The sequence below is a fragment of the Streptomyces sp. NPDC006385 genome (genome assembly GCF_040612485.1).
In the GTDB taxonomy this organism is placed as follows: Bacteria; Actinomycetota; Actinomycetes; order Streptomycetales; family Streptomycetaceae; genus Streptomyces.
Window position 1 is genome coordinate 42,534 of record NZ_JBEXQG010000009.1, and the last position, 22,100, is coordinate 64,633.

The window sequence follows — 22,100 nt, forward strand, 5'->3', positions numbered from 1 at the left end:
AAGGTATTTTCATCTCGGTGTCGTGGTCAAGAGTGCGCACAATAGGGGCATGGAATCCATCAGTCCGCTGGAGCAGGCGCTGCACACGGCCCGCGCCCTCGTGCTCGCCGACCTCGTCGCGGGCGAGGTCGCCGAGGCGGACGTCGTGTCGCTGGTCGAGGAGGCGGTCGTACAGCGGCGCTGGTGGGTGGAGCAGTGGCCGGAAGGCGTGGCGTACGTGGCCGGGCTCGTCGCCCAGGACGTGCAGGACGCGCTGCTGGACCGGCACGGCCGCTGGCCCCTGTGCCCGGTGTGCGGCTCCGGCGACCCGCACGCGCTGGACGTCGAGCCGGAACTGGGGCCCGACCCGCACTGGGTGTGCCACAAGGCGGGGGTGAAGGTCGCGGCCGTGGGCTCGCTGGGATCGTGCGGTGCGGGCGGGACGCCGCCCTCGTGAGGGGACGGGTGAGGGACGCGTGACGTCGTGACGATCTACATCGACCCGCCGACCTGGCCCGGGCACGGGCGGATGTGGTCGCACCTCGTGAGCGACATGTCGTACGACGAACTGCACACCTTCGCCGAGCGGTTGGGCGTGCCGCGACGGGCCTTCGAGCGGGATCACTACGACATCCCGTCGCACCGGTACGCCGACGCGGTGCGCGCGGGTGCCGTGGAGGTCAGCAGCCGTGAGGTGGTGCGGTTGCTGCAGGGGGCGGGCCTGCGCAGACCGAAGAGGCGGGCGACGGGCTAGGCCCGCCGCCCCGGCCCTCGGGGTCAGGCGCTCCCCGCTACGCGAACTGCCCCGGCTGGTAGTCGCCGGCGGGCTGCTGGATCATCACGTTCATCCGGTTGAAGGCGTTGATGAGGCCGATCAGGAACACCAGGGCGGCGAGCTGCTCCTCGTCGTAGTGCTTGGCGGCGTTCTCCCAGACCTCGTCCGAGACCCCGCCGGCCCCGTCCGCGATACGGGTGCCCTCCTCCGCCAGCTCCAGCGCGGCACGCTCGGCCTCGGTGAAGCAGGTGGCCTCCCGCCACGCCGCGACCAGGTTGAGGCGCAGCCAGTCCTCGCCCGCGGCGACGGCGTCCTTGCTGTGCATGTCGGTGCAGAAGCCGCAGCCGTTGATCTGGCTTGCCCGGAGCGTCACCAGGTGCTGGGTGGTGACGGGCAGCGGCGAGTCGTGCACCACCTTGCTCGCCGAGACGATGTGCTTGATGACCTTGCCGGCGGTCGGGATCTCGAAGACGTTCAGGCGGGCGCCCATGGCGAACTCCTTGGCCGTTGTCGTGGATTACACAGCTATGACGGAACGGCTCGGCGGGATGTGACACGGGCGGGCGTGACGTGGGTCACTCACGTCTGGGTTCCGCGGCCCGGGCTAGGCCGCCTGCTGCGGTCCCCCACGGACATACAGCTGGAGCGCGCCGTCCTCGCCCCCTCCCTCTTCCCCTTCCCCTTCCCCTGCCTCTTGGGCCGTCGCCCGCACATACCCGGCGCGCGAGGCGACGCCCTGCGACGGGAGGTTGCCGGCCTCGACGGTGGCGCAGAGGAGCTGTACGTCGTCCCTGGCCAGCGCCCACTCCGACAGCGCGCTCAGCGCCTCGCTCGCGTAGCCGTGCCCGCGGGCGGCCTCCACCAGGTCGTAGCCGACCTCCGCCCGCCCGTCCTCGTCGGGGACGCCGTGGAAGCCCATGCCGCCGACCGCGCGACCGTCCTCCTTGCGCACGAGGACGAACAGTCCGAACTCGGGGCGGTGCACGCCCGTCTCGTAGGCGTTCAGCACCATCCCGGCCGCCTCCCTCGTCCCCTCGAAGGGGCCGCCCCCGACCCAGGTGAACCCGCCGTCGCCGCCCGCGCTCAGGTCGGCGGCGGCCGCCGGGGTGACGCCCTGGAGGGTGAGGCGGTCGGTGGGGATGACCAGGTTGTTGCGCCAGCGCCACTCGGTGACCGGCGCGCGGCCGGGCAGGTCGCCGCGGCCGGTGGCCCACAGCAGGGTGCCCCAGTGGTCGTCGCTCTCGCGCTGTACGTGCGGGAAGATCGTCGTGAGGACGAACTTGGGCAGTTCGGCGGGCGGTTCGTACACCAGGCCGAGGCCCTCGGCGATGTCGTGCGTGTGGAGGAGGACCTCCGCGACCCCCATCGCGGCGAAGCCCTCGCGGTTCGCGCTGCGGAAGGGGTACGGGTGGAAGGCGCGGACCTCGCGGGGGGTGGTGCGGACCGTGGCGGTGAGCAGCGCGCCGGTGGTCTCGATGACGTGGAGCAGGCCCTCGTTGTCGGTGCCCTCGTCGAGGGTGATGTCGAACGGGACGTAGTCGTTCTGGGCGCGTCCGGCCAGGTTGGCGGCGTAGGCGATGAGGTCCTCGGCGATGTGGAACGCGGTGGCGTGGCAGTCCCACTCCAGCCGCCCGGCCCGCTGGGCCGTCCAGTCCCGGTCCGCCGCCGTGCGCAGCAGCGCCACGCAGCTCGCCACCGCCGCCTGTACGTGTTCCCCGCTCATGTCTCGCATGCCGAGCAGGCTACGGGGGCGCACTGGTCACAGCGACAGCATTTCCAGCTCGGCGCAGAGGTTGTAGCGGGCCGTGGCCTCCCACTTCTCCTGGCCGTACGGCGTGCTGAACAGGTGGGGCAGGGCGAGCAGTTGGCGCAGCACCGCGGAGCGGCCCTCGCGGAAGGCGTCGTTCGGGACGAAGTGGTACTCCTCGCGGACGGCGGCCGTGTAGGCGGCGTACGCGGAGGGCGGGGCGGCGAGGATCGCGAGGTCCGCGTCGCACAGGACCTGGCCGTTGCGGTCGTCCGGCGCCGGGGCGTGGGTGGTGGTGAGGCGGACGAGGCGGGCCACCTCGGCGGTCCGCTCCGCGGGGACACCGGCCTCCGGGAGGGCGCGTTCGGCGAGGCGGGCGGAGCGCTCCTCGTTCTCCGAGCGGTCGGGCAGGTAGACCGCGTCGTGGAACCAGGCGGCGAGGCGTACGACGTCGGGGTCGTCGGCGTGGTCGGCGAGCTCGTCGATGTGGTCCAGGACCGCGGCGAGGTGGGTGAGCGTGTGGTAGCGGCGCTGCGGTTCCTGCCAGCGGGCGAGGAGATTGCCGGCGTAGGGGGCCGGGTCGGGGGTGGTGGCGGGGGAGCGGGCGGTGTCCAGGGCTTGGGTGAAGCGCGCGCGCAGGGCTTCGGGATCGGCCATGGCATCATTCTCGCGGATGCGTCGATGTGCGGACACAGCCTCCGATGTGATGATCATTCCGATGCCCTGCCCTGCCCTGCCCTGCCCTGCCCTGCCCTGCCCTGCCCTGCTCGCCCGGACATCACGCCCGCGGCGTGAGCAACCGCTGTTCGAGGCCAGGGGAACCGCAACCCGGATCAGGTGTCCGCGGGATTGATTGCCCTGATGAAACGGGGTGCCAAACAACCCGCCGCCTGACATCTTCGGCCGCAGTTGCAGCTGCGTCGGCGGCAACAGCCGGTCGCAAGTGCTCCGGCGCCCAGATACATCAGGAGTGACCATGCTCGTTCAACGCCGTACAACAGGGGGCGCATCCTCCACGCGTCCGAAGCGGAACCTGTTCCGCAAGGGGGCGCCCCTCGTCGTCGCCGTTCTGGCCCCCCTCGTGATCTTCACGTCGGGCCCGGCCTCGGCGGCGGACGGGGACGGCAAGTTCTGCTTCGGCGCGGGCACCGCGGACATCAGGAGGGCGGACCAGCACAAGGGCAGGGTGACCTATGCCGTGCAGCGTCAGCAGGCCAACAAGACCTGGCAGGACTGGGTGTGGCGCGGGCCGGTCGAACAGTGCCCGTGGAACGCCCCGCAGAACTGCACGTACACCAAGGCGATCGCCAAGACGACGTCGTACCAGTGGTCGGTCGGGTTGACCGTGGGAGGCGATGCCAAGAAGGAGCCGTTCAGCGCGATGGCCTCGCTCGTCGGGGGGTACGGCCAGAGCGGCTCCACCACGATGACCTACACGTCCGGGGTCTGGTACAGGCCGGGCCAGTTCGCCCAGCCCATCAGCGTGGTCGAGCGTCGGTGGCGGAGCGGTGACTTCGTCGGCGGCTTCGTCCGCACACCGGCGTACGACAACGTCTGCCGGAACGGGAACAAGGGGTACCGCTGGGACGCCAACATCAGGTGGGGCAACTGGGCGGACAACATCAAGGTGCGGGACTACGGGAGCTTCAACATCCACAACTGACCCGTTGACCCTCTGACGGCGAAGGACGTGGCCTTGGTGGAACCCCGACCGCAGCCCGGCGCTTGCGCAGTACCGCCCGCGGCCACCCGGCACCTGGACCACCGAGGCCCGTTCGCCGAACGATCCCTGACCGAGAAGCATCCCCTTCCGCCGGTGCTGCTGCAAACGCCGGTTGTCCGGTGTCAGGGGGGTTGAGGGGATCTTCCGTGGGGCAAGCGTACTCTGGATTGGACTAGACCTGTAGGTCCGCCGTCGCCGTCCGATGCCGAGGAATGGGGTCCCATGAGCAAGCGTGCAGTCCTGGAGGTGATCGCCCTCGGCGTCGAGGACGCGGTCGCCGCCCAGGCCGGAGGTGCGGACCGGCTCGAACTGGTCACCGACATGGCGGCGGACGGACTGACGCCGGCCGTGGCGACCGTCGCCGGGATCCGGGCCGCCGTCGACATCGACCTGCGCGTGATGCTGCGGCCGGCGGCCGGGTTCGCGGCGGGGGACCTCGACCGGCTGGTGCCGGTGGTTCGCGAGATGCGGGGTGCCGGGGCCGAGGAGTTCGTGCTCGGGTTCCTCGATGCCGACGGCGGGGTGGACCTCCGGGCCGTCGAGCGGCTGGTGGGCGAGCTGGACGGGTGCCGGTGGACCTTCCACCGCGCCATCGACCAGGCCGCCGACCGGGACGCGCTGCGCAAGCAACTGGACGGCACGCCCGGGCTGGACACCTACCTCACGGCCGGCTCGGCGGCGGGGGTGGACGACGGCCTTCCCACGCTGCTCGCCGAGGCGGCGCGGAGCGGGGAGCCCGGCTACGAGCAGCGGATCATGGTGGGCGGCGGACTGCGCCTCGATCACCTGCCGAAGCTGCTGGCCGCGGGGATCGACGCGTTCCACATCGGCGGGGCGGCGCGACCGGACGGCTGGCAGCGACCGGTTTCGGCGGAGGCGGTGGCGAAGTGGAGGCTCGTGCTGGACGGGGCTGCTTAGCCCGCCCGGCGGGGCCGCCCCCGACTCAGCCCAACTGCGGCGGCAGCGGCGCCGCATGCGTCACGATCAGGCCCGACACCGCTCGGGTCAGGGCGACGTACAGCCGTCGCAGACCCGTCCGCTCGTCCGGCTCGCCGTCCACGACGGCCTGCGGCTCGTCCAGGACGACGTAGTCGTACTCCAGGCCCTTCGCGAGGGACGCCGGGACCAGGGTCAGGCGGGAGTGCTCGGTCGTCTCCTCGCCGGGGGCCAGGTACGTGATCCCCGCGGCCGCGAGCGCCTGAGTGAGAGCCGGGACGCGGGCGTCGGCCGCGATCAGGCCGATCGAGCCCTCGTTGCGCAGCAACTCCTCGCAGGACGCGATCACTTCGGCGGTGTCCGACACCGCACGGACCTCGAAGAACCCCGGGTTCTCACGGATCGACGCCACCGGCGTCAGGCCCGGCGCGATGTGCGGGAGGAGACGGGAGGCGTACGTGATGACGTCCGTCGGGACGCGGAAACCGGCCGTCAGCTCCTCGATCACGCCGTCCGGCTTGCCGAGGTGGGCCAGCGCCTCGTCCCAACTCCGCGTCGCCCAGGGCGTCGTGCCCTGCGCCAGGTCCCCGAGGACGGTCGCGGAACCGGTCGTGCAGCGGCGCCCCACCGCCCGGTACTGCATGGGGGAGAGGTCCTGCGCCTCGTCGAGGACGACATGGCCGAGCGAAGGCGTGCGCGCGACGATGTCGTTCGCCTCGTCGATCAGCACCGCGTCCGCCGCGGACCACTTGGCCGACTTCACGCTCCGCGCCGGCTTCGCCCACAGGATCGTCTTCTGCTCGTCCTCGCTCAGCAGCCCCCGCGCGTGCTCGGCGAGGAAGTCCGCGTCCGCGAGCAGCCGCAGCACAAGCTTCGCCGGCTCGACCGGCGGCCAGATCGCCTTCACGGCCGCCTTCACCGCGCTGTTGCGGGCCACCGAGTCCTGCACCCGGTCGTCCGGCGCCTCACCCGACCGCTCCATCTGCACCAGCACCGCGTGCGCGATCCGCTGCGGCAGGGCCTCGCGGGCGGCGCCGTACCGGATGCCGCGGGCGAGCAACTCGCGGACGATCTCCTCGACTTCGTACGCCGGGACCCGCCAGCGGCGCGACCCGCGGACGACGACGACCGGCTCGGTCGGCATGGTCACGTGCGCGTAGACGGCCCGCCGCAGCACCTCGGCCATCCTCGCGTCACCCTTGACGACCGCGGCCGCCGCGTCGTCCGTGCCACGCACCTCGACATGCGCGACGAGGTCGTCCACCGTCGCCTGACGAACCGTCAACTCACCCAGGGCCGGAAGCACTTGTTCGATGTAGTGCAGGAAGGATTTGTTCGGCCCGATGACGAGCGTGCCGGTGCGGGCGAGCCGCTCGCGATGGGCGTACAGCAGATACGCCACCCGGTGCAGGCCGACGGCCGTCTTCCCGGTGCCCGGCCCGCCCTGCACGCACACGGTTCCGCCGAGCCCGGACCGTACGATCTCGTCCTGCTCCGGCTGGATCGTCGCCACGATGTCCCGCATGGGGCCGACGCGCGGGCGCTCGATCTCCTGCTGGAGCAGCTTGCTGGTCTTCGCCGCCTCCGCCGGATCGGAGAGGTGCTCGTCCTCGTACGCCGTCAGGTCGCCGCCCGTGTAACCGAAGCGGCGGCGCAGCGCGATGTCCATCGGGTCGTTCTTGGAGGCCCGGTAGAACGGCTGGGACACCGGCGCCCGCCAGTCGATGACCATCGGGTCGCCCTCGGCGTCGTGCACATGCCGACGACCGATATAGAAGCGCTCCCCCTCCGCGCCCTCCGCCGCCTCGACGCCGGGTGCGTGCAGGTAGTCGAGCCGGCCGAAGAACAGCGGGGTGTCGCTGAGGTCGGCCAGCGCCTTGATGCGCTCGTCGATCTGGTGGGCCAGCACTTCGGCGTTGACCCAGTTCGCGGTGACGTCGCTGATGTCGAGGGACTCGACGTCCTCGCGCATGGCACGCAGGGCGGCGCGGGACCGCGCGAGGTGGGAGCGCTCTCGGGAGAGCGGGTCGAGGGCGTCGTCGACGGGCGTGGACACGGGGTGCCTCCGGGGGACCTACAGGTAGGTGGGTGAGAGAACCGACCGGTTTCCGTCCGGGCGGTGGCACTCCGCGGGGGAGGCGGGCAAGAGCGGAGATCCTAGATGAGCGGGGAAGACGAACGCCAACGAATATTCACCCCCGGCGCCCTGAACGCTCCGTCCCCTAGGGGATGCCGCCCTCCTCCCTGGGGGTAAGCGGTCCGTCCGGAGGCGTACGCGGACGGTGGGCGGCTTCGCCCCGCAGGCCGATGCCGTCTTTATGTCTGCGAATCCATCATGGGAGACATGAGCGCAGCAACCATCCACCCAGCCCCCGTGGGTCCCCACGGAGCCACGGCGCTCCAGGGGAACCACCGCCACCGCCTCGGCGAAGCCCTGCGTGCCGTCAAGGTGTTCGCGGGTGCGGCCTTCGACGTGATCATCCTCGGTGAGTACGCCGAGGAAGCGGGCGTCCGCCGCAAGTGACGGTCCGCCGCGAGTGACGGTCCGCCGCGAGTGACCGTCCGGGCCGCCAGCGGCCCCGCCCCGGCGCCCGCTACCCTTCCGCGAGGATCTCGTCCGCGTCCACGATCCGGTACGCGTACCCCTGTTCCGCCAGGAAGCGCTGGCGGTGGGCGGCGAAGTCCTGGTCGATGGTGTCGCGGGCGACGACCGAGTAGAAGTGCGCCTGGTGGCCGTCCGACTTGGGCCGCAGCACGCGGCCGAGACGCTGGGCCTCCTCCTGGCGGGAGCCGAAGGTGCCCGACACCTGGACGGCGACCGTGGCCTCCGGCAGGTCGATGGAGAAGTTGGCGACCTTGGAGACCACCAGCACGCTGATCTCGCCCTGCCGGAAGGCGTCGAACAGCTTCTCGCGCTGGGCGTTCGAGGTCTCGCCCTTGATCACGGGCGCGTTCAGGTGCTCGCCCAGTTCGTCGAGCTGGTCGATGTACTGCCCGATGACCAGGATCTGCTGCCCGGCGAAACGCCGGACGATGGCCTCCGTGACCTTCCGCTTGGTGTCGGTCGTCGCGCAGAAGCGGTACTTCTCGTCCTGCTCGGCGGTGGCGTACGCGAGCCGCTCGGAGTCGGTGAGGTTGACCCGCACCTCCACGCAGTCCGCGGGCGCGATGTAGCCCTGCGCCTCGATCTCCTTCCACGGCGCGTCGAACCGCTTGGGGCCGATGAGCGAGAAGACGTCGGACTCGCGCCCGTCCTCCCGGACGAGGGTCGCGGTCAGCCCGAGCCGGCGCCGGGCCTGCAGATCGGCGGTGAACTTGAAGACGGGCGCCGGCAGCAGGTGCACCTCGTCGTAGACGATCAGTCCCCAGTCCCGCGAGTCGAACAGCTCCAGGTGCGGATAGACGCCCTTCCGCTTCGTCGTCAGCACCTGGTACGTGGCGATGGTGACCGGGCGGATCTCCTTGCGCGTGCCGCTGTACTCACCGATCTCGTCCTCGGTGAGCGAGGTCCGCTTCACCAGCTCGTGCTTCCACTGCCGGGCCGAGACGGTGTTCGTGACGAGGATGAGCGTGGTCGACTTGGCCTGCGCCATGGACCCGGCCCCGACCAGCGTCTTGCCGGCGCCACAGGGGAGTACGACCACCCCGCTCCCGCCGTGCCAGAAGTTCTCCACGGCCTGCTTCTGGTACGGCCGCAGCGCCCACCCGTCCTCGGCCAGCTCGATCGGGTGCGCCTCGCCGTCGACGTACCCGGCGAGGTCCTCGGCGGGCCAGCCCAGCTTCAGCAGCGTCTGCTTGATCTGCCCGCGCTCCGAGGGGTGCACGGCGACGGTGTCCGGGTCGATGCGGGCGCCGACCAGGGGCGCGATCCGCTTGGAGCGCAGCACCTCCTCCAGCACCGGGCGGTCGGTGGTCGTCAGCACGAGCCCGTGGGTGGGGTGCTTGCTCAGGGTCAGCCGGCCGTACCGGTCCATCGTGTCCGCGATGTCCACGAGCAGCGCGTGCGGCACGGGGTAGCGGCTGTACGTCACCAGCGCGTCCACGACCTGCTCGGCGTCGTGCCCGGCCGCGCGCGCGTTCCACAGGCCGAGCGGCGTCACCCGGTAGGTGTGGATGTGCTCGGGCGCCCGCTCCAACTCGGCGAACGCCGCGATCGCCCTACGGCACGCGTCGGCCTGCTCGTGATCGACTTCGAGGAGCAGGGTCTTGTCCGACTGGACGATCAGGGGTCCGTTCACGCGTGGCTGCCTTTCCGGATGTTCGGTGGGGCCAAACGTCAAGTGTGCCTGATCGTTCCCGGAGTCCTACAGGATGTCTTTTCATCCGTGTGAGTGGCGCGGTTTCACCTGGACGGCGGCACCTGCGAAGAATTGCCGACCGTGCCGCCCATCAGCCGTGATCCCTCCCCGCCGACCACCACTCTCGGGTACGCCCTGTTCGCCACCCGCTGGCTGCAGGCCCCCCTCTACTTCGGCCTCGTGGCCGCCCAGGGGGTGTACGTCTACAAGTTCTTCAACGAGCTGTGGGCGTTAATCCTCCGGTGCGTGACCGGGCAGGCGACCGAGACGTACGTCATGCTCGCCGTGCTCAAGCTCGTCGACGTCGTCATGATCGCCAATCTGCTGATCATGGTGATCGTCGGCGGCTACGAGACGTTCGTCTCCCGCATCGGTCTCCAGGGCCACCGCGACCAGCCGGAATGGCTCTCGCACGTGAACTCCAACGTGCTGAAGGTCAAGCTCGCCACCGCCATCGTGGGCATCTCCTCCGTCCACCTGCTCCAGATGTTCGTGGACGTCCACCACACCTCGCGCCACTCCCTGCTGTGGGGCACGGTGATCCACATGGCCTTCATCGCGTCGGCCGCGATCCTCGCGTACATGTCGGGGCCGATGGCCGCGCAGGCCGAGCGGGCCTCTCAGCACGCGCACGGCGGGCACCAGGCGCACCACACGCACCCCGAGCACGCCGCCGAGCGGCCCGCCGAGAAGGTCTTCGTCCCGGCCCAGGCCACCTCGCACGACGACGAGCCCAGCACCGAGCAGCGGCTGCGCGCCGCCGGGTTCCCCGCCCGCAAGCTGCTGGAGGACTTCGACGCCGAGCACCCCCGCTCCTTCGACCAGGACGCGGTGGCCCGGCTCGGCAAGCTGGACTTCGTCGCCGCCCGCCGCAACGTCGTCTTCGTCGGCCCGCCCGGCACCGGCAAGACGCACCTGGCCGTCGGCCTCGGCGTGCGCGCCTGCCAGGCGGGCCACTCGGTGCTGTTCGCGACCGCCGCCGAGTGGGCCGCCCGGCTGGCCGCGGCGCGGGACGCAGGCCGGCTCACCGAGGAACTGGACGCGCTCGACGCCCACCCCCTGCTGATCGTCGACGAGGTCGGCTACACGCCCTTCGACGCGGAGGCCGCCGCCCTCTTCTTCAAGCTGGTCACGCACCGCTACGAACGCGCCTCGCTGATCGTGACCACCGACCGTCCCCTCGGCCGCTGGGACGAGATCTTCGGCGGCCCCTCCGCCCTGGCGATGGTGGACCGGCTGGCCCACCATGCGGAGGTGGTGCGGATCGAGGGGGACAGTTACCGGATGCGCCGGGTCACTTCGGCGTGGGCAGACCGAGGTTGTTGATCAGCGGTCCTTCGATGGTGATCCCCTCGGTGACCAGGGACTCCGTGCCGGCCGCCGGGAGGGGCAGCGGCAGGGCCGAGGGGGCCGCCGCGGCCTCGGGGGCGAGGGCGGTGACCATCGCGGCCGCGGAGAGGACGACGGCGACGGCGGCGGAACGGGCGCGGACGGGGCGCTTTGCGGGCATGCGGACTTCAGGGCCTTTCACGTACGAGGAGCGGAGGCGACCGGGGGCGCCGGGCGCGCGGGCCGGTCCCGGGGCGCCGGGACCGGCCCGAGCCGTGCGCTGCGGTCGGGTCAGATCTGCGGGGTCTCGATGACCAGCCCGGCGACATCGACGCTGACCGCCGCCGCCTGGGAGGTGAAGGCACCCATCATCAGGGCCGCGGCGGCCAGGACGGTGGCAAGACGACGAGCTGTGCGCATGGACAACTACCTCTCTGTTGCGCTCACTTGAGCGTGATCAGGACATCCGGTGGCTGCCCGGCGCCGCGCGAGGCGATGCGGAAGGGCCCGAAAGGTCCCTCAAGAGTTGGAAGAGACCGGCGTGGCGTGCATGAAACGCCCGGTACACCCGAACGAGTGGGCCGGCGGGGCCGGCGGCGGAGCTGGGCTCAGCTCTCGTCGTCCGCGAGCTCGGCGACGCCGGTGATCCGGTGCAGCGGATACGTCCGCACCTCGTCCGCGGTGTGGTCGTACGCCGTCACGAACCCGCCCTCGACCCGCACCGGCGCGATGACCCGCTGACTCGCGGCGCCCTCGGCGTTGACGTACCCGATCCACAGCGTCTCGCCGGTCAGGACGGCGGCCTGCATGGTGGCGAGGGTCTCGGCCGAGGTGGTGCGGGGCAGTTCGCCGCCGGGGGCGGGGACCGAGTCCGCGCTCGGCCTGCGGGGTGTCGTGGAGGCGAGGTCGCCCGCCCGGATGGCGCGGATCGCGGCCGCCAGCAGCGTGGCGTCCGGCGTCGGCGGACCGTCCGGGACCGGCTCGGGGGGCGTGCGCGGCGGGGTGCGGTGGGCGTCGGCGCGGGTGATCAGGACATCGCCCTCCGCCGACTCGGCGGCCGGGGCGAAGCCCATCGCGCGCAGTCCGTCCAGCAGCGCGGCCGGGTCCGCCTGAGCGGCCAGCACCGTCGGCGCGAGCCGGCGCAGGCGCAGGCCCGCGGCGCGCTTGTCGGCGAGGATCTCGTTCAGCATCGCGTCGTCGTCGCAGCGGACGTACGCCGAAGCGGCGCCCACCCGCAGATGGCCGTGCTTACGGGCCACGTCGTCGATCAGGTACGCCAGTGGCTGCGGCACCGGCGTGCGCGCGTGCTCGGCGAGGAAGGCGTGCAGGTCGGAGGCGCTGCGGCCGGCGTCGAGCGCGCGGCGCACCGAGCCCGGCGTGAACCGGTACACCGTCGCCCCGCCCTTCGACTCCACGTCCGCGAGCACCCCCAGCATGTCGGCGAGCGGCCGCCGCAACGGCCCCGGCGCCACGGCCGTCAGGTCGGCCTGGAGCAGGACGTGGTCGAGCGGCTCGGGGAGGAGCGGGGCGAGCAGGCGGGCGGCGGCAGCGGTGGCGACGGCCTGCTCGGCCGGGGAGAGGGGCTCCGGGGAGAGGGGCTCCGGGGGGACGGACGCCGGGGGAGCGGCGGGGTGGGGGTGCTCGTGATGGACGGGGAGCTTGTCACCGGGGCCGACGGGGGAGCCGGACGGGGCCGACGCCGAGGGAGCGGCGGCCGTCGTCGTAGGACCGGCACCCGAAGGGCCGCTGGTCGAGGGGCCGCTGGTCGAGGGGCCGCTGGTCGAGGGGCCGGTGGCCGAGGGCCCGGCGTCGCGCTGTCCCGTCGCCGGCTTCCCGGTGGCCTCCGCCGCGGGCGCCGCCCCCAGCAGCGCCCGCCCGTGCGCCGCCAGCGCCCCCCGTCCGGTCACCCCCAGCAGCTCCGCCTCGCTCAGCGTCCACCGGGCGAGCCTGCTGCGCAGATCGTCCTCCTGCTGGGGGCCGCGCAACGGCCGCTCCCAGCGCAGGCGGGCCAACACCGACTCGGCGGACGGGGCCGCCCCCTCCGGCAGCCCGGCGAGCAGGGTGAGCACCCGGTGCCGCACCTCCGGCGCGGCGGAGCGGTCCAGACCCGGGCCCAGGGCCGACAACGTACGGTCCTTCGCGTCCCGCCCCCCGACCAGCCCCGCCGTACGCGTCGCCGTCAGCCACGCCTGCGCCAGCCGTGCCCAGCGCTGCGCGGCGGGCTGGTCCAGCCACTCGTCGTAGGCCGGGGTCGCCGCGTACCGCTCGTCGGCCTCGCCGTCGGAGGCCAGCAGCCCCGCGGCGTAGGCGAGTTCGACCCAGAAGGCGGCCACGGGCTCGGGAACGTCCAGCGCGACGGCGGTCCGCTTGAGGTCGCGCACGCTCAGGCCGCCCGCCCGCAGCACGGCCGGGCCGCCCTCGTGCCAGTCCTTCAGCAGCTCCTCGACGGTCGCCAGCGCCGTGTACGCCTGCCCGGCCGCCGTCGCGTCCACAACCTGTGGACGGTGCGTCGCGGCCGCCTCCACAGGCGGCGGCAACGGCTCGGTGGCGCGGTGGGCGCGGCCCGCCCGCAGATGCAGGGCCACCTCGCGGGGGAGCACGACCGTGCCGGGCGCCGTCGGCAGCAGCAGGCCGCGGTCCAGGAGCCAGCGCAGGCGGGGCGCCGGGTCGGCGGTGACCTGGCCGTACGGCGGCCCCCAGACCAGGCGGGACAGGACCTCCCGGGACTCCTCCGGGGCGTCGGCGAGCAGGGCCGCCATGCGCCGCCGGTCGGTGAACAGGGCGGTGAGCGACGACACGGCGGACACGGCGTCGTGGGTCGAGGGCAGCCCGGCCGTCGTGACGATCTCCTGGATCCGGCCCGGCGACATGCCCGCGGTGGCTTCCTGCACCGTCGGGCCCAGACCGGTCGGCGACGGATGCTGGGGCGAGGGCGCGAGCAGCTCCCGGGCCGTACGCACCAGCCGCAGCCGGTCGTCGGCGCCCCACACCAGGGCCTGCGCGCGCAGGGTCCCCAGGGCGTGCGGCAGCGCGCCGGCCACGGCCGGGTCGCCCTCGTCACCGCTCATCAGGCCGAGCAGTTCGTCGTACGCCGCCGGATCCGACGCCACGGCCAGCGCCTGAGCCGTCTGCAGCGTGAAACGGTCCAGCCGCTCCAGGGCGCGCACGACGGAGGCCCGGGTGCCGGCGCGGGTCGCGAGCTGGGTGAGGTCGGTGGGGACGGGCGTGATGAGGTCGGGACGGCTGCGCAGGAGCACGGCCAGGGAGACGTCGTCCCGCGCGCGGAGCGCTTCCGCGAGGGAACGGGGCGGTGCAGCCGGGTCGCTCATCCGACTCACGTTACCGGGTGGAGGGACGGGGCAGGGGAGTGCGCCGGGCGGCTCCTGGGCGAACGGAACGTTTCGTAGTTGGCCCCCGGATGAACATCAGCCGGAGGATTCCGGCGCCTCTGGCACCACCGCACACCCACTCGTCACCCTGGGCTCCCTGCCAACCACTTCATGGTTCAAGGGAATTCGGGGGGCCCGGCGGTGAGCGAACAGGTCGAGCAGTGGATCGCGATACTGAGCCTCGGGTTCCCCGTCGCCGCGTTCCTGTGGGAGTTCGCGATCGTCGGCCGCAAGCGGCTCGGCTACCGGGTGCAGATGGACACCCTGGCCGCGGACGCCGCTGACAAGCCGTACGCCGGTGTCCTGGGGGACATGCAGCACGAGGGCCACCAGCTCAAGGACCCCTCGTTCGTGCTGCTGCGCATCGAGAACGCGGGATCGGCCAAGATCGTCTCGGAGGACTACCTGGCCGACCCCGCCGACCCCTACGGCATCAAGGTCACCTTCCGGGACCGCCGGGTCGCGGCCGTGGTCCTCACCGACCCGAGCAACAACGCGCTGCGCGACTTCTTCTTCGAGGAGGTGACCGAGGGCGACAACCTCCGCATCGTCGCCAAACCCGGCTTCCGCCGCAGCAACAACGCCCGGGACCGCACGGGCACCATCCGGCTGCCGAAGGTGACCCTGCCCCGGGGCGCCGAGTACAAGGTGCTCGTCGTGCTGGAACGCTGGCCCGACGACCACAGCACCGACACCTTCCCGGACCCCGTCGTCCAAGGGACCGACGGGCACGACCGCTGGTACGACCCGCTGGTGAGGTTCTTCCGTCTGAAGGCGACCAGGACCGAGAGCCATGTCTTCGCCTCCCGGCCCGCCTGGTGGGCGATCTGGATGCTGATCGCGGCCGTCGTCGTCCAGGCCGGCTTCACGCTTTTCCTCCGCGACGACCGGCGGCCCCCGCTGGACTGCGTCGAGGGCACCCTGCACCTGCACGGCTCCACCGCCTTCGCGCCCGCGGTGCGCGCCGCCGCCGAGGACTACCTCCAGCGGTGCGAAGGGGCGAACGTGGCGATTCCGCTGGAGAAGGACACCTTCCGGGGCAGCACCGACGGCGTCACCGCCCTGGACGCGGCCGGCGAGGACGCGAAGGTCCCGGTCGGTGAAGGACTCGGCGACCACCTGGCCTTCACCGACGGCCTCGCCTCCGCCGGACACCCCCGGCTGATCCCCAGGCCCGTCGCCTTCTCCGTGTTCACCCTCGTCGTCAACAAGGACGCGGGCGTGGAGAACCTGAGGCTGGACCAGATCCGCGCCCTCTTCGCCGGCCGCGTCCAGAACTGGTCGCAGGTCGGCGGCAACGACGTCCCCGTCCACCTCGTCAACCGCAACCCCGGCTCCGGCACCCGCGGCACCCTCGTCCGCAAGGTCCTCGACGGCCGCGAACCGCCCCAGTTCACCGAGACCGACTGCGCGGCCCTGGACGCGGGGGCGTACGGCCGCTGCGAGGTCAACAGCACGGACACCCTGCTCGACACGGTCGCCTCTACCCCGGGTGCCCTCGGCTACAGCGAGGCCGCGGTCGTCGACGGCCACGGCGGCGCCGACCGCTTCGTCAAGGTGGCGATCGACGGCAAGCAGCCCACCGCCGAGGGCGTGGAGGAGACGAACTACCCCTACTGGCAGACCGAGTTCGCCTACACCTACGGCGAGCCCCCGGCCGGCTCCGTCGCCGCCGCCTTCCTGAACTTCCTCACCCAGCAGAGCGGCCGCGACATCCTCCACGAGCACGGCCACGGCCTGTGCTCCGAAGTGCAGAACTCGGGGGAGTGCCGCCCTGCCTGACCCGCACCACCCGGCCTGTCCTGCGCTAACGTCCTCCCAGGGGGTATCCAACGCACCCACCCCGGAGGGGACTTCGTGGGCATCGAGAGCGACCAGGTCGTCTACGAGTATCTGAGCCGCGTCGGTGACGTGGCGCAGCAGCGGCAACTGCCGTCGGCCACCCGCATGCGCCTGGTGTCCGAACTGCGCGGCGAGATCGACCGGCGGCGCGCGAAGGCGCCCGTCGACAGTCCCGCCGCCGTCCGCCGCATCATCGCCCGCCTCGGCACCCCGGACGAGGTCGTCACGGCCGCGGGCGGCGACGCCGCCCCCGCCCCCCGGGCGCCGGTCGCCTCCGTTCCGGCGCAGCCGGACAGCGGCGGCGGCGAGGCCGACCGGCAACGCCCCAAGGGGCTGCGCCGCATCGTGCCGCGCCCGCGCCCCGCCGAACCCTCGGCGGCCCCCGACGACGCGCCCCCGCCGCCCCACCTCGCCGGCACGGCGGATCTCGGGGGCAGCGCGCTCCAGCCGGACTGGTGGCGGGCCGACAGCAGCCCCTTCGGCCCCGGCGAGGACGTCCCGGGATTCGTCGGCGGTGTCGAGATCCCGGAGATGCTCAGACGCCCGCCCGCGCAGGACGACCCGCTGCGGAAGAAGGAGCCGGCCGAGGAGCCCGCCGCGGCCGTCGAGAAGGCCGAGGAGACGGCGCCCGAAAGCGCCCCCCGCCGCCGGCTCCTGCGCCGCCCGGCCCTGCCCACCGGCCGCTGGAGCAACCCCCTCCTCCTGCTCTCGGCCGCCCTCCTCGTGGCCGGCGCCGTCCTCGGCAACCTCGTGGTCCTGCTCCTCGGCTGGCTCATCGCCTGGGGCTCGCGGCGCCTGTCCGACGCCGAGACCAAGTGGGCGGTCGTGATCCTCCCCGGCCTGTCCCTCACGGCCGGCGTCGTCTGGCTCTGGGGCCGCGCCAACGAGCGCTGGGGCACCGCCATCGCCGAGGGCGGGACGAACGCCGCGATCGCCGAGACCTGGCCGTGGGTGCTGCGGGGAGCGGCGGTGGCGTCGGCCCTGTTCATCGTCTGGCGGTCACAGAGGAAGGGCTAGGCCCCGGCGCACATCACACCCGCCCGGCGTCTGTCCCTCGGGGAGCCTGGGCACAATGGCCCATATGGCCTCCACCCCGCTCCCGCTCACCGTCGGCTTCGACCTCGACATGACCCTCATCGACTCCCGCCCCGGCATCCACGCCACCTACACGGCGCTGGCCGAGCGGACGGGGACCCACATCGACGCCGACCTCGCGGTCACGCGGCTCGGGCCGCCCCTGGCCCAGGAGCTGGTCCACTGGTTCCCGGCGGACGAGGTACCGGCCGTCGCCGACCTGTACCGCGAGATGTACCCGGCGATCGCCATCGCCGCGACCCCCGCCCTGCCCGGCGCCCGCGAGGCGATCGCCGCCGTACGGGAGGCGGGCGGACGGGCGATCGTCGTCACCGCCAAGTACGAGCCGAACGCCAAGCTGCACCTGGCCCACCTCGGCATCGAGCCGGACGCGGTCATAGGGAACCTCTGGGCCGAGCAGAAGGCGGAGGCCCTGCGCGAGTACGACGCGCGCGTCTACGTCGGCGACCACGAGGGCGACGTACGCGCCGCCCGCGCCGCCGGCACCCTGTCGGTCACCGTGGCGACCGGGCCCTACGACGCCGACCAGCTGCGCGCGCTCGGCGCGGACGTCGTCCTCACCGACCTGACACGGTTCCCGGCCTGGCTCACCGGCTACCTGGACGCACCGCGCGCCTGACGCCTCCCGGCCGCGACCGACTGGAGCACACCCGCGCCGGCGACGAGGAATCCGACGCCCATGAGCATGCTCAGTCCGAACATGTACGTCGGAAAGGGCGTCGTACCGAGCAGGAACGGGGCCACCGTGACCAAAGTGGCCACGGCACCGATGAAGAACACGGCCGCACCGGCACGGATCAGTCGGTCACCGGGAGCGGCGGAATTCGTTTGGGTTTTGTCACGCACTCGACCAGGGTAGTTCCCTGCGCGAGGGAACAGCCGGGCGACGTCTTGCCACCGGCCCGGGGACCATTAGCCTTGGTACCGGCGGGTCGTGGTCGACCCGCTGTAGTGCTATCAAGAGCCGTTTTCAGAAGCAGTTTTCCGACGAGTACGAGGACGAGGACAGACGTGCCTACCGGCAAGGTCAAGTGGTTCAACAGTGAGAAGGGCTTCGGCTTTCTCTCCCGCGACGACGGCGGTGACGTCTTCGTCCATTCCTCGGTTCTCCCCGCCGGAGTAGACACACTCAAGCCGGGACAGCGCGTGGAGTTCGGTGTGGTCGCCGGTCAGCGAGGTGACCAGGCGCTCTCGGTCACCCTGCTCGACCCGACCCCCTCGGTCGCGGCCGCCCAGCGCAAGAAGCCGGACGAACTGGCCTCCATCGTCCAGGACCTGACGACCCTCCTGGAGAACATCACACCGATGCTGGAGCGCGGCCGCTACCCGGAGAAGGCCGCCGGCAAGAAGATCGCGGGTCTGCTGCGCGCGGTCGCCGACCAACTCGACGTGTAGGCGCCTGCCGGCCTCACGGGAAGTCCAGCGCGTCCGGTCCGAGGGGCGGCACCAGCCCCTCGGCCGCCGCGCGTGTGAGCAACCCCCGCACCGCGGCATAGCCGTCCTCGCCCAGGTCGGCGGTGAACTCGTTGACGTACAGCCCGATGTGCTGGTCGGCGACCGCCGGGTCCATCTCCTGGGCGTGCTCCATGACGTACGGGCGGGACGCCTCGGGGTCGTCCCAGGCGGCCCGTACGGACGTACGGATGGACTCGGCGAGCAGGCGCAGCCGCTCCGCGCCCAGCGACCGCTTGGCGATGATCGCGCCCAACGGGATGGGCAGCCCGGTCGTGTCCTCCCAGTGCTCGCCCATGTCCGCGAGCTTGTGCAGCCCGTAGTTCTGGTACGTGAAGCGCGCCTCGTGGATGACGAGCCCCGCGTCGACCTTCCCGTCCCGCACCGCGGGCATGATCTCGTGGAACGGCATGACCACGATCTCGCCGACCCCGCCGGGCAGCGTGTCGGCGGCCCAGAGACGGAACAGCAGATACGCCGTCGACCGCTCGCTCGGCACCGCGACGGTACGGCCGCTGAGGTCCACCCCCGCCTCCCGCGTCAGCACCAGAGGCCCGCACCCGCGCCCCAGCGCGCCCCCGCAGGGCAGCAGGGCGTAGGTGTCGAGGACGTACGGCAGCACGGCGTACGACACCTTCAGCACGTCGAACTCGCCGCGCTCGGCCATGCCGTTGGTGAGGTCGATGTCGGCGAAGGTGACGTCGAGCGCGGGCGCGCCGGGGACGCGGCCGTGCGCGAGGGCGTCGAAGACGAAGGTGTCGTTCGGGCAGGGGGAGTACGCGATCTGCAGCCGCTGTCGCTGCTGTTCACCGGTCATGCGGGTGCCAACTCTCCAGGACGGGTGCGAGCTTCCCGAAACCCTCGGTGAGGGCCGCCAGCGCGTCGCCGATGCGCCAGGCGGCGCGGTCGCGCGGGCCGACGGGGTTGGAGACCGCGCGCAGCTCCAGCACGGGTGTGCGGTGCGCGGCCGCGGCCTCGGCGACGCCGAAGCCCTCCATGGCCTCGGCGAGGGCGGTCGGGTGGCGCTGAAGGAGCCGCGCGGCGCTCGCGGCCGTGCCGGTCACCGTGGACACGGTGAGGACGGCGCCGACGCGGGCTCCGGTGGCGGCCGCGACCTCTCGTACGAGTGCTTCGGGCGGACGGTGGGTGACGGTGCCGAAGCCCAGCTCGGTGACGGGCAGGAAGCCGTCGGGGGTCTCCGCGCCGAGATCGGCGGCCGTGATCTCGTCCGCGACGACGAGGGAGCCGACGGGGGCGTGGGGCACGAAGCCGCCGCCGATGCCGGTCGAGACGACCAGACCGTAGGGGGCGCCCTCCAGGGCGGCGGTGGTCAGGGCCGTGGCGGTGGCGGCGGCGGCCCGGGCGGGACCCACGCCGACGGCGATCAGGTCGGTGCGGGGGTCCGTGAGCGCCCTGGCCACCGCGTCCCTCTCCGCGGGGACGGCGGTGGCCACCAGGACCCGTACTCCGGCGGACGTGGTCAGCTGTCCTTCTGGAGCTTGAAGGACCACAGACCCGTCACGTCCTTCTCGCCCTCCTTGATCGACACCAGCGTCGAGTCGCCACTGGCGCCGTACTGGGCGTTGAAGAACACGCTGCCCGGGATGGTGCGGTACGTCTTCTTGCTGGAGTCGGTGAGCGGCTGGCCGTTCATCAGGACCGTCCAGCCCTCGTCCGCGATCTCCGGGTCGACGCCGAAGCGCACGGTCTCGTCGGGGTCCACCTTGATGGACTCGATGCCCTTGTCCTTCAGGCACTTCTCCAGGTCCGGCGTCTTCAGCGCGTCGCCCTCACCACCGCAGGTGGCCTCCGCGTGGACGGAGGAGGAGCCGACGGTGATCGTGGCCAGCGGCGTCGGCTTGTCACAGGCCGACAGGACGAGCAGTCCGGCGGAAACGGCGCCGGCGGCGGCGAGCGCACGGCGGCGTCGCACAACGCGTGTTACATCAGCGGCTTCGCCGCGGGGCAGCGTGGTCATGGGCGAAGGCTATCGGGCACGTCCGGTGGCCTCTCTACGTGGGTACGGCGTGCCGTAGGTCACGCAGGTGTCATGCCACGTGTGGTCGCGCGTGCCCGCCGTGCCGGGCCGAGCCGATCAGGCCCTTCACGGTGGTCAGCCAGCCGACGGCGACGATCCCCGAGCCGACCAGCAGACCGAACGAGCCCTGGAGCGGCAGCACGATGCCGACCGCGCCGCCGAGCACCCAGGACATCTGCAGCAGCGTCTCGGAGCGCGCGAACGCCGACGTACGGACCTGCTCGGGGACGTCCCGCTGGATCAGGGCGTCCAGCGACAGCTTGCCCAGGGCCTGCGCGAACCCGGCGACCGCGGCGAGGAACGCCACCAGGACGGCGCCGAAGAAGGCCGCGGCCGTGAGCGCCACGCCCATCACGAACCCCACGACGGTCACGATGATGATCTCCGGCGCCCGGGACCTGAGCCATGCCCCGACGGCCGTACCGAGCGCGTTGCCCGTGCCGGCCGCGACGGCCACTATGCCCAGCGACACGGCCGCGCTCTGGCCGGACATCGGGTGCTCGCGCAGCAGGAACGCGAGGAAGAAGATCAGGAAGCCGGACAGACAGCGCAGGGCGGCGTTGGCGCCGAGGGCGTGGGTGACGGCGATGCCGACCGTGCGCAGCCCGGGGCGCTTGACGGGCTTGCGGTGCGGCCCGTGCAGATGCTGCGCGTCGGCCGCCAGCAGCGCGGTGTCCTCGCCCTTGGCCGAGTCGACCTTGTGCGGGAGCGAGAAGGACAGGAACGTACCGGCGATGAAGATCACAAAGGCGCCGTAGAGCGGCCAGCGGGGCCCGATCGCCTGGAGCCCCGCGCCGACGGGGGCCGCGATGCCGGTGGCGAGCAGCCCGCCCAGCGTGACCCGTGAATTGGCCTTCACGAGGGAGAAGCGGGGTGGGAGCAGACGGGGCACGACGGCGCTTCTGACGACCCCGTACGCCTTGGAGGCGACCAGCACCCCGAGCGCGGCCGGATACAGCTGGAGGTCGCCGCTGACGACGGCGCTGGACAGGACCAGGGCGAGCAGCGCCCGGGCGAGCATCGCGCCGGCCATCGCCGCGCGGCGGCCGTGCGGCAGGCGGTCCAGGAGGGGGCCGATCACGGGTGCGAGGAGCGTGAACGGCGCCATGGTGATGCCGAGGTAGAGCGCGACCCGGCCGCGGGCCTCGTCGGTGGGGACGGAGAAGAAGACCGTGGAGGCGAGGGCGACGGTGATCATCATGTCCCCGGCGCCGTTGACCCCGTGCAGTTCGATCAGCTTGCCCAGGCCGGACTCACCGGCGCCCTGCGCGTGCGTGGCCTTGCGGATGCCGCGGGCGGTGCCGGTGACGGGGAAGTGCAGGGCACGGCCGACCGCGCGGAGGGAGCCGCGCATCCGGCCCGTTCCGCCACCTCGACTGCGGCCTCCCTTGGCACCACCGACACCGGTGGCTCCTTGGGGCTGCCTCGCGGTTGCCACGACGCAATAGTGCCCCGTAATGGGGGTGGGTAGTGCGGTTACGGCGCGTATGGAGGGCA

General features: G+C 72.4%; 23 protein-coding genes. 10 read left to right on the forward strand and 13 right to left on the reverse strand.

The window, feature by feature from the left end; translation table 11 throughout:
• Nucleotides 1–49 precede the first annotated feature (49 nt).
• Nucleotides 50–436 carry a hypothetical protein gene (locus tag ABZ078_RS09460; RefSeq protein WP_356573307.1) on the forward strand — a complete coding sequence of 129 codons (387 nt, stop codon included), beginning with the start codon at nucleotides 50–52 and terminating at the stop codon, nucleotides 434–436.
• A gap of 27 nt (nucleotides 437–463) precedes the next feature.
• The gene (locus ABZ078_RS09465; protein ID WP_356573309.1) at nucleotides 464–733 is read left to right on the forward strand and encodes a DUF4031 domain-containing protein; all 270 of its coding nucleotides are present in this window, start codon (nucleotides 464–466) and stop codon (nucleotides 731–733) included.
• A gap of 37 nt (nucleotides 734–770) precedes the next feature.
• On the opposite strand, the gene ABZ078_RS09470 is transcribed toward ABZ078_RS09465, so the two are convergent.
• The 3 genes from ABZ078_RS09470 to ABZ078_RS09480 form a co-directional block, all read right to left on the reverse strand.
• Nucleotides 771–1,244: a carboxymuconolactone decarboxylase family protein gene (locus tag ABZ078_RS09470; RefSeq protein ID WP_019754974.1), complete on the reverse strand. Its 474-nt coding sequence runs from the start codon at nucleotides 1,242–1,244 to the stop codon at nucleotides 771–773.
• Nucleotides 1,245–1,358: 114 nt separating this feature from the next.
• Nucleotides 1,359–2,486, reverse strand: a complete 1,128-nt coding sequence (locus ABZ078_RS09475) for a GNAT family N-acetyltransferase (RefSeq protein WP_356573311.1) — start codon at nucleotides 2,484–2,486, stop codon at nucleotides 1,359–1,361.
• Between the two features lie 27 nt (nucleotides 2,487–2,513).
• A complete protein-coding gene (locus ABZ078_RS09480) occupies nucleotides 2,514–3,158 on the reverse strand; it encodes an HD domain-containing protein (RefSeq protein ID WP_356573313.1) in 645 nt (214 codons plus the stop codon).
• Nucleotides 3,159–3,477: 319 nt separating this feature from the next.
• On the opposite strand from ABZ078_RS09480, the gene ABZ078_RS09485 reads away from it, so the two are divergent.
• Together ABZ078_RS09485 and ABZ078_RS09490 are read left to right on the forward strand one after the other, a co-directional pair.
• Complete coding sequence (locus ABZ078_RS09485) at nucleotides 3,478–4,164, forward strand: hypothetical protein (protein ID WP_356573315.1); 687 nt, start codon at nucleotides 3,478–3,480, stop codon at nucleotides 4,162–4,164.
• Nucleotides 4,165–4,446: 282 nt separating this feature from the next.
• Entirely contained in the window at nucleotides 4,447–5,142 is a 696-nt protein-coding gene (locus tag ABZ078_RS09490) for a copper homeostasis protein CutC (protein WP_356573317.1), read from the forward strand.
• Between the two features lie 25 nt (nucleotides 5,143–5,167).
• Here the strand turns inward: ABZ078_RS09490 and ABZ078_RS09495 are convergent, their stop codons facing one another.
• Complete coding sequence (locus tag ABZ078_RS09495) at nucleotides 5,168–7,216, reverse strand: UvrD-helicase domain-containing protein (RefSeq protein ID WP_356573319.1); 2,049 nt, start codon at nucleotides 7,214–7,216, stop codon at nucleotides 5,168–5,170.
• A gap of 288 nt (nucleotides 7,217–7,504) precedes the next feature.
• Here ABZ078_RS09495 and ABZ078_RS09500 point away from each other — a divergent pair, with 288 nt between their 5' ends.
• Nucleotides 7,505–7,684, forward strand: a complete 180-nt coding sequence (locus tag ABZ078_RS09500) for a hypothetical protein (RefSeq protein ID WP_356573321.1) — start codon at nucleotides 7,505–7,507, stop codon at nucleotides 7,682–7,684.
• A gap of 70 nt (nucleotides 7,685–7,754) precedes the next feature.
• On the opposite strand, the gene ABZ078_RS09505 is transcribed toward ABZ078_RS09500, so the two are convergent.
• Nucleotides 7,755–9,398: a DNA repair helicase XPB gene (locus ABZ078_RS09505; RefSeq protein ID WP_356573323.1), complete on the reverse strand. Its 1,644-nt coding sequence runs from the start codon at nucleotides 9,396–9,398 to the stop codon at nucleotides 7,755–7,757.
• A gap of 132 nt (nucleotides 9,399–9,530) precedes the next feature.
• Here ABZ078_RS09505 and istB point away from each other — a divergent pair, with 132 nt between their 5' ends.
• Complete coding sequence (istB, locus tag ABZ078_RS09510) at nucleotides 9,531–10,784, forward strand: IS21-like element helper ATPase IstB (RefSeq protein ID WP_356573587.1); 1,254 nt, start codon at nucleotides 9,531–9,533, stop codon at nucleotides 10,782–10,784.
• Here istB and ABZ078_RS09515 read toward each other — a convergent pair.
• The 3 genes from ABZ078_RS09515 to ABZ078_RS09525 form a co-directional block, all read right to left on the reverse strand.
• Nucleotides 10,753–10,968: a hypothetical protein gene (locus ABZ078_RS09515; RefSeq protein WP_356573325.1), complete on the reverse strand. Its 216-nt coding sequence runs from the start codon at nucleotides 10,966–10,968 to the stop codon at nucleotides 10,753–10,755. The genes istB and ABZ078_RS09515 overlap by 32 nt on opposite strands.
• 110 nt (nucleotides 10,969–11,078) lie before the next feature.
• Nucleotides 11,079–11,207 (reverse strand): hypothetical protein, encoded by a 129-nt coding sequence (locus tag ABZ078_RS09520; RefSeq protein ID WP_356573327.1) that lies wholly within the window; start codon nucleotides 11,205–11,207, stop codon nucleotides 11,079–11,081.
• Between the two features lie 188 nt (nucleotides 11,208–11,395).
• Nucleotides 11,396–14,116 (reverse strand): helicase C-terminal domain-containing protein, encoded by a 2,721-nt coding sequence (locus ABZ078_RS09525; protein ID WP_356573328.1) that lies wholly within the window; start codon nucleotides 14,114–14,116, stop codon nucleotides 11,396–11,398.
• Between the two features lie 201 nt (nucleotides 14,117–14,317).
• On the opposite strand from ABZ078_RS09525, the gene ABZ078_RS09530 reads away from it, so the two are divergent.
• The 3 genes from ABZ078_RS09530 (at nucleotide 14,318) to ABZ078_RS09540 (ending at nucleotide 17,732) form a co-directional block, all read left to right on the forward strand.
• The gene (locus tag ABZ078_RS09530) at nucleotides 14,318–15,958 is read left to right on the forward strand and encodes a substrate-binding domain-containing protein (protein WP_356573330.1); all 1,641 of its coding nucleotides are present in this window, start codon (nucleotides 14,318–14,320) and stop codon (nucleotides 15,956–15,958) included.
• 75 nt (nucleotides 15,959–16,033) lie between these two features.
• Nucleotides 16,034–17,035 (forward strand): hypothetical protein, encoded by a 1,002-nt coding sequence (locus ABZ078_RS09535; RefSeq protein WP_356573332.1) that lies wholly within the window; start codon nucleotides 16,034–16,036, stop codon nucleotides 17,033–17,035.
• A gap of 55 nt (nucleotides 17,036–17,090) precedes the next feature.
• Nucleotides 17,091–17,732 (forward strand): haloacid dehalogenase-like hydrolase, encoded by a 642-nt coding sequence (locus ABZ078_RS09540; protein ID WP_356573333.1) that lies wholly within the window; start codon nucleotides 17,091–17,093, stop codon nucleotides 17,730–17,732.
• Here the strand turns inward: ABZ078_RS09540 and ABZ078_RS09545 are convergent.
• Complete coding sequence (locus ABZ078_RS09545; protein WP_356573335.1) at nucleotides 17,708–17,959, reverse strand: hypothetical protein; 252 nt, start codon at nucleotides 17,957–17,959, stop codon at nucleotides 17,708–17,710. The genes ABZ078_RS09540 and ABZ078_RS09545 overlap by 25 nt on opposite strands.
• Before the next feature lie 165 nt (nucleotides 17,960–18,124).
• On the opposite strand from ABZ078_RS09545, the gene ABZ078_RS09550 reads away from it, so the two are divergent.
• Nucleotides 18,125–18,508, forward strand: coding sequence for a cold-shock protein (locus ABZ078_RS09550; protein ID WP_356573337.1), 384 nt, complete (start codon nucleotides 18,125–18,127; stop codon nucleotides 18,506–18,508).
• Nucleotides 18,509–18,521: 13 nt separating this feature from the next.
• Here ABZ078_RS09550 and ABZ078_RS09555 read toward each other — a convergent pair whose 3' ends face one another.
• The 4 genes from ABZ078_RS09555 to ABZ078_RS09570 all read right to left on the reverse strand — a co-directional run bounded on the left by ABZ078_RS09555 (nucleotide 18,522) and on the right by ABZ078_RS09570 (nucleotide 22,041).
• Nucleotides 18,522–19,382, reverse strand: coding sequence for a 1,4-dihydroxy-6-naphthoate synthase (locus ABZ078_RS09555; RefSeq protein WP_356573339.1), 861 nt, complete (start codon nucleotides 19,380–19,382; stop codon nucleotides 18,522–18,524).
• Entirely contained in the window at nucleotides 19,372–20,019 is a 648-nt protein-coding gene (locus ABZ078_RS09560) for a futalosine hydrolase (RefSeq protein WP_356573341.1), read from the reverse strand. The genes ABZ078_RS09555 and ABZ078_RS09560 overlap by 11 nt, the downstream gene beginning before the upstream one ends.
• A 26-nt stretch (nucleotides 20,020–20,045) precedes the next feature.
• On the reverse strand, nucleotides 20,046–20,543 hold the full coding sequence (locus ABZ078_RS09565; RefSeq protein WP_356573343.1) for a DUF2771 domain-containing protein: 498 nt from the start codon (nucleotides 20,541–20,543) through the stop codon (nucleotides 20,046–20,048).
• A gap of 70 nt (nucleotides 20,544–20,613) precedes the next feature.
• Nucleotides 20,614–22,041, reverse strand: coding sequence for an MFS transporter (locus ABZ078_RS09570; RefSeq protein WP_356573345.1), 1,428 nt, complete (start codon nucleotides 22,039–22,041; stop codon nucleotides 20,614–20,616).
• Nucleotides 22,042–22,100: the final 59 nt, after the last annotated feature.

Bases quoted from the DNA above. Each gene is read 5' to 3' on its own strand.
- ABZ078_RS09500 (WP_356573321.1), top strand. From the start codon at position 7,505: ATGAGCGCAGCAACCATCCACCCAGCCCCCGTGGGTCCCCACGGAGCC.
- ABZ078_RS09475 (WP_356573311.1), bottom strand. From the start codon at position 2,486: ATGCGAGACATGAGCGGGGAACACGTACAGGCGGCGGTGGCGAGCTGC.
- ABZ078_RS09490 (WP_356573317.1), top strand. From the start codon at position 4,447: ATGAGCAAGCGTGCAGTCCTGGAGGTGATCGCCCTCGGCGTCGAGGAC.
- ABZ078_RS09565 (WP_356573343.1), bottom strand. From the start codon at position 20,543: ATGACCACGCTGCCCCGCGGCGAAGCCGCTGATGTAACACGCGTTGTG.
- ABZ078_RS09540 (WP_356573333.1), top strand. From the start codon at position 17,091: ATGGCCCATATGGCCTCCACCCCGCTCCCGCTCACCGTCGGCTTCGAC.
- ABZ078_RS09555 (WP_356573339.1), bottom strand. From the start codon at position 19,382: ATGACCGGTGAACAGCAGCGACAGCGGCTGCAGATCGCGTACTCCCCC.
- ABZ078_RS09525 (WP_356573328.1), bottom strand. From the start codon at position 14,116: ATGAGCGACCCGGCTGCACCGCCCCGTTCCCTCGCGGAAGCGCTCCGC.
- ABZ078_RS09470 (WP_019754974.1), bottom strand. From the start codon at position 1,244: ATGGGCGCCCGCCTGAACGTCTTCGAGATCCCGACCGCCGGCAAGGTC.
- ABZ078_RS09515 (WP_356573325.1), bottom strand. From the start codon at position 10,968: ATGCCCGCAAAGCGCCCCGTCCGCGCCCGTTCCGCCGCCGTCGCCGTC.
- ABZ078_RS09460 (WP_356573307.1), top strand. From the start codon at position 50: ATGGAATCCATCAGTCCGCTGGAGCAGGCGCTGCACACGGCCCGCGCC.
- ABZ078_RS09485 (WP_356573315.1), top strand. From the start codon at position 3,478: ATGCTCGTTCAACGCCGTACAACAGGGGGCGCATCCTCCACGCGTCCG.
- ABZ078_RS09520 (WP_356573327.1), bottom strand. From the start codon at position 11,207: ATGCGCACAGCTCGTCGTCTTGCCACCGTCCTGGCCGCCGCGGCCCTG.
- ABZ078_RS09480 (WP_356573313.1), bottom strand. From the start codon at position 3,158: ATGGCCGATCCCGAAGCCCTGCGCGCGCGCTTCACCCAAGCCCTGGAC.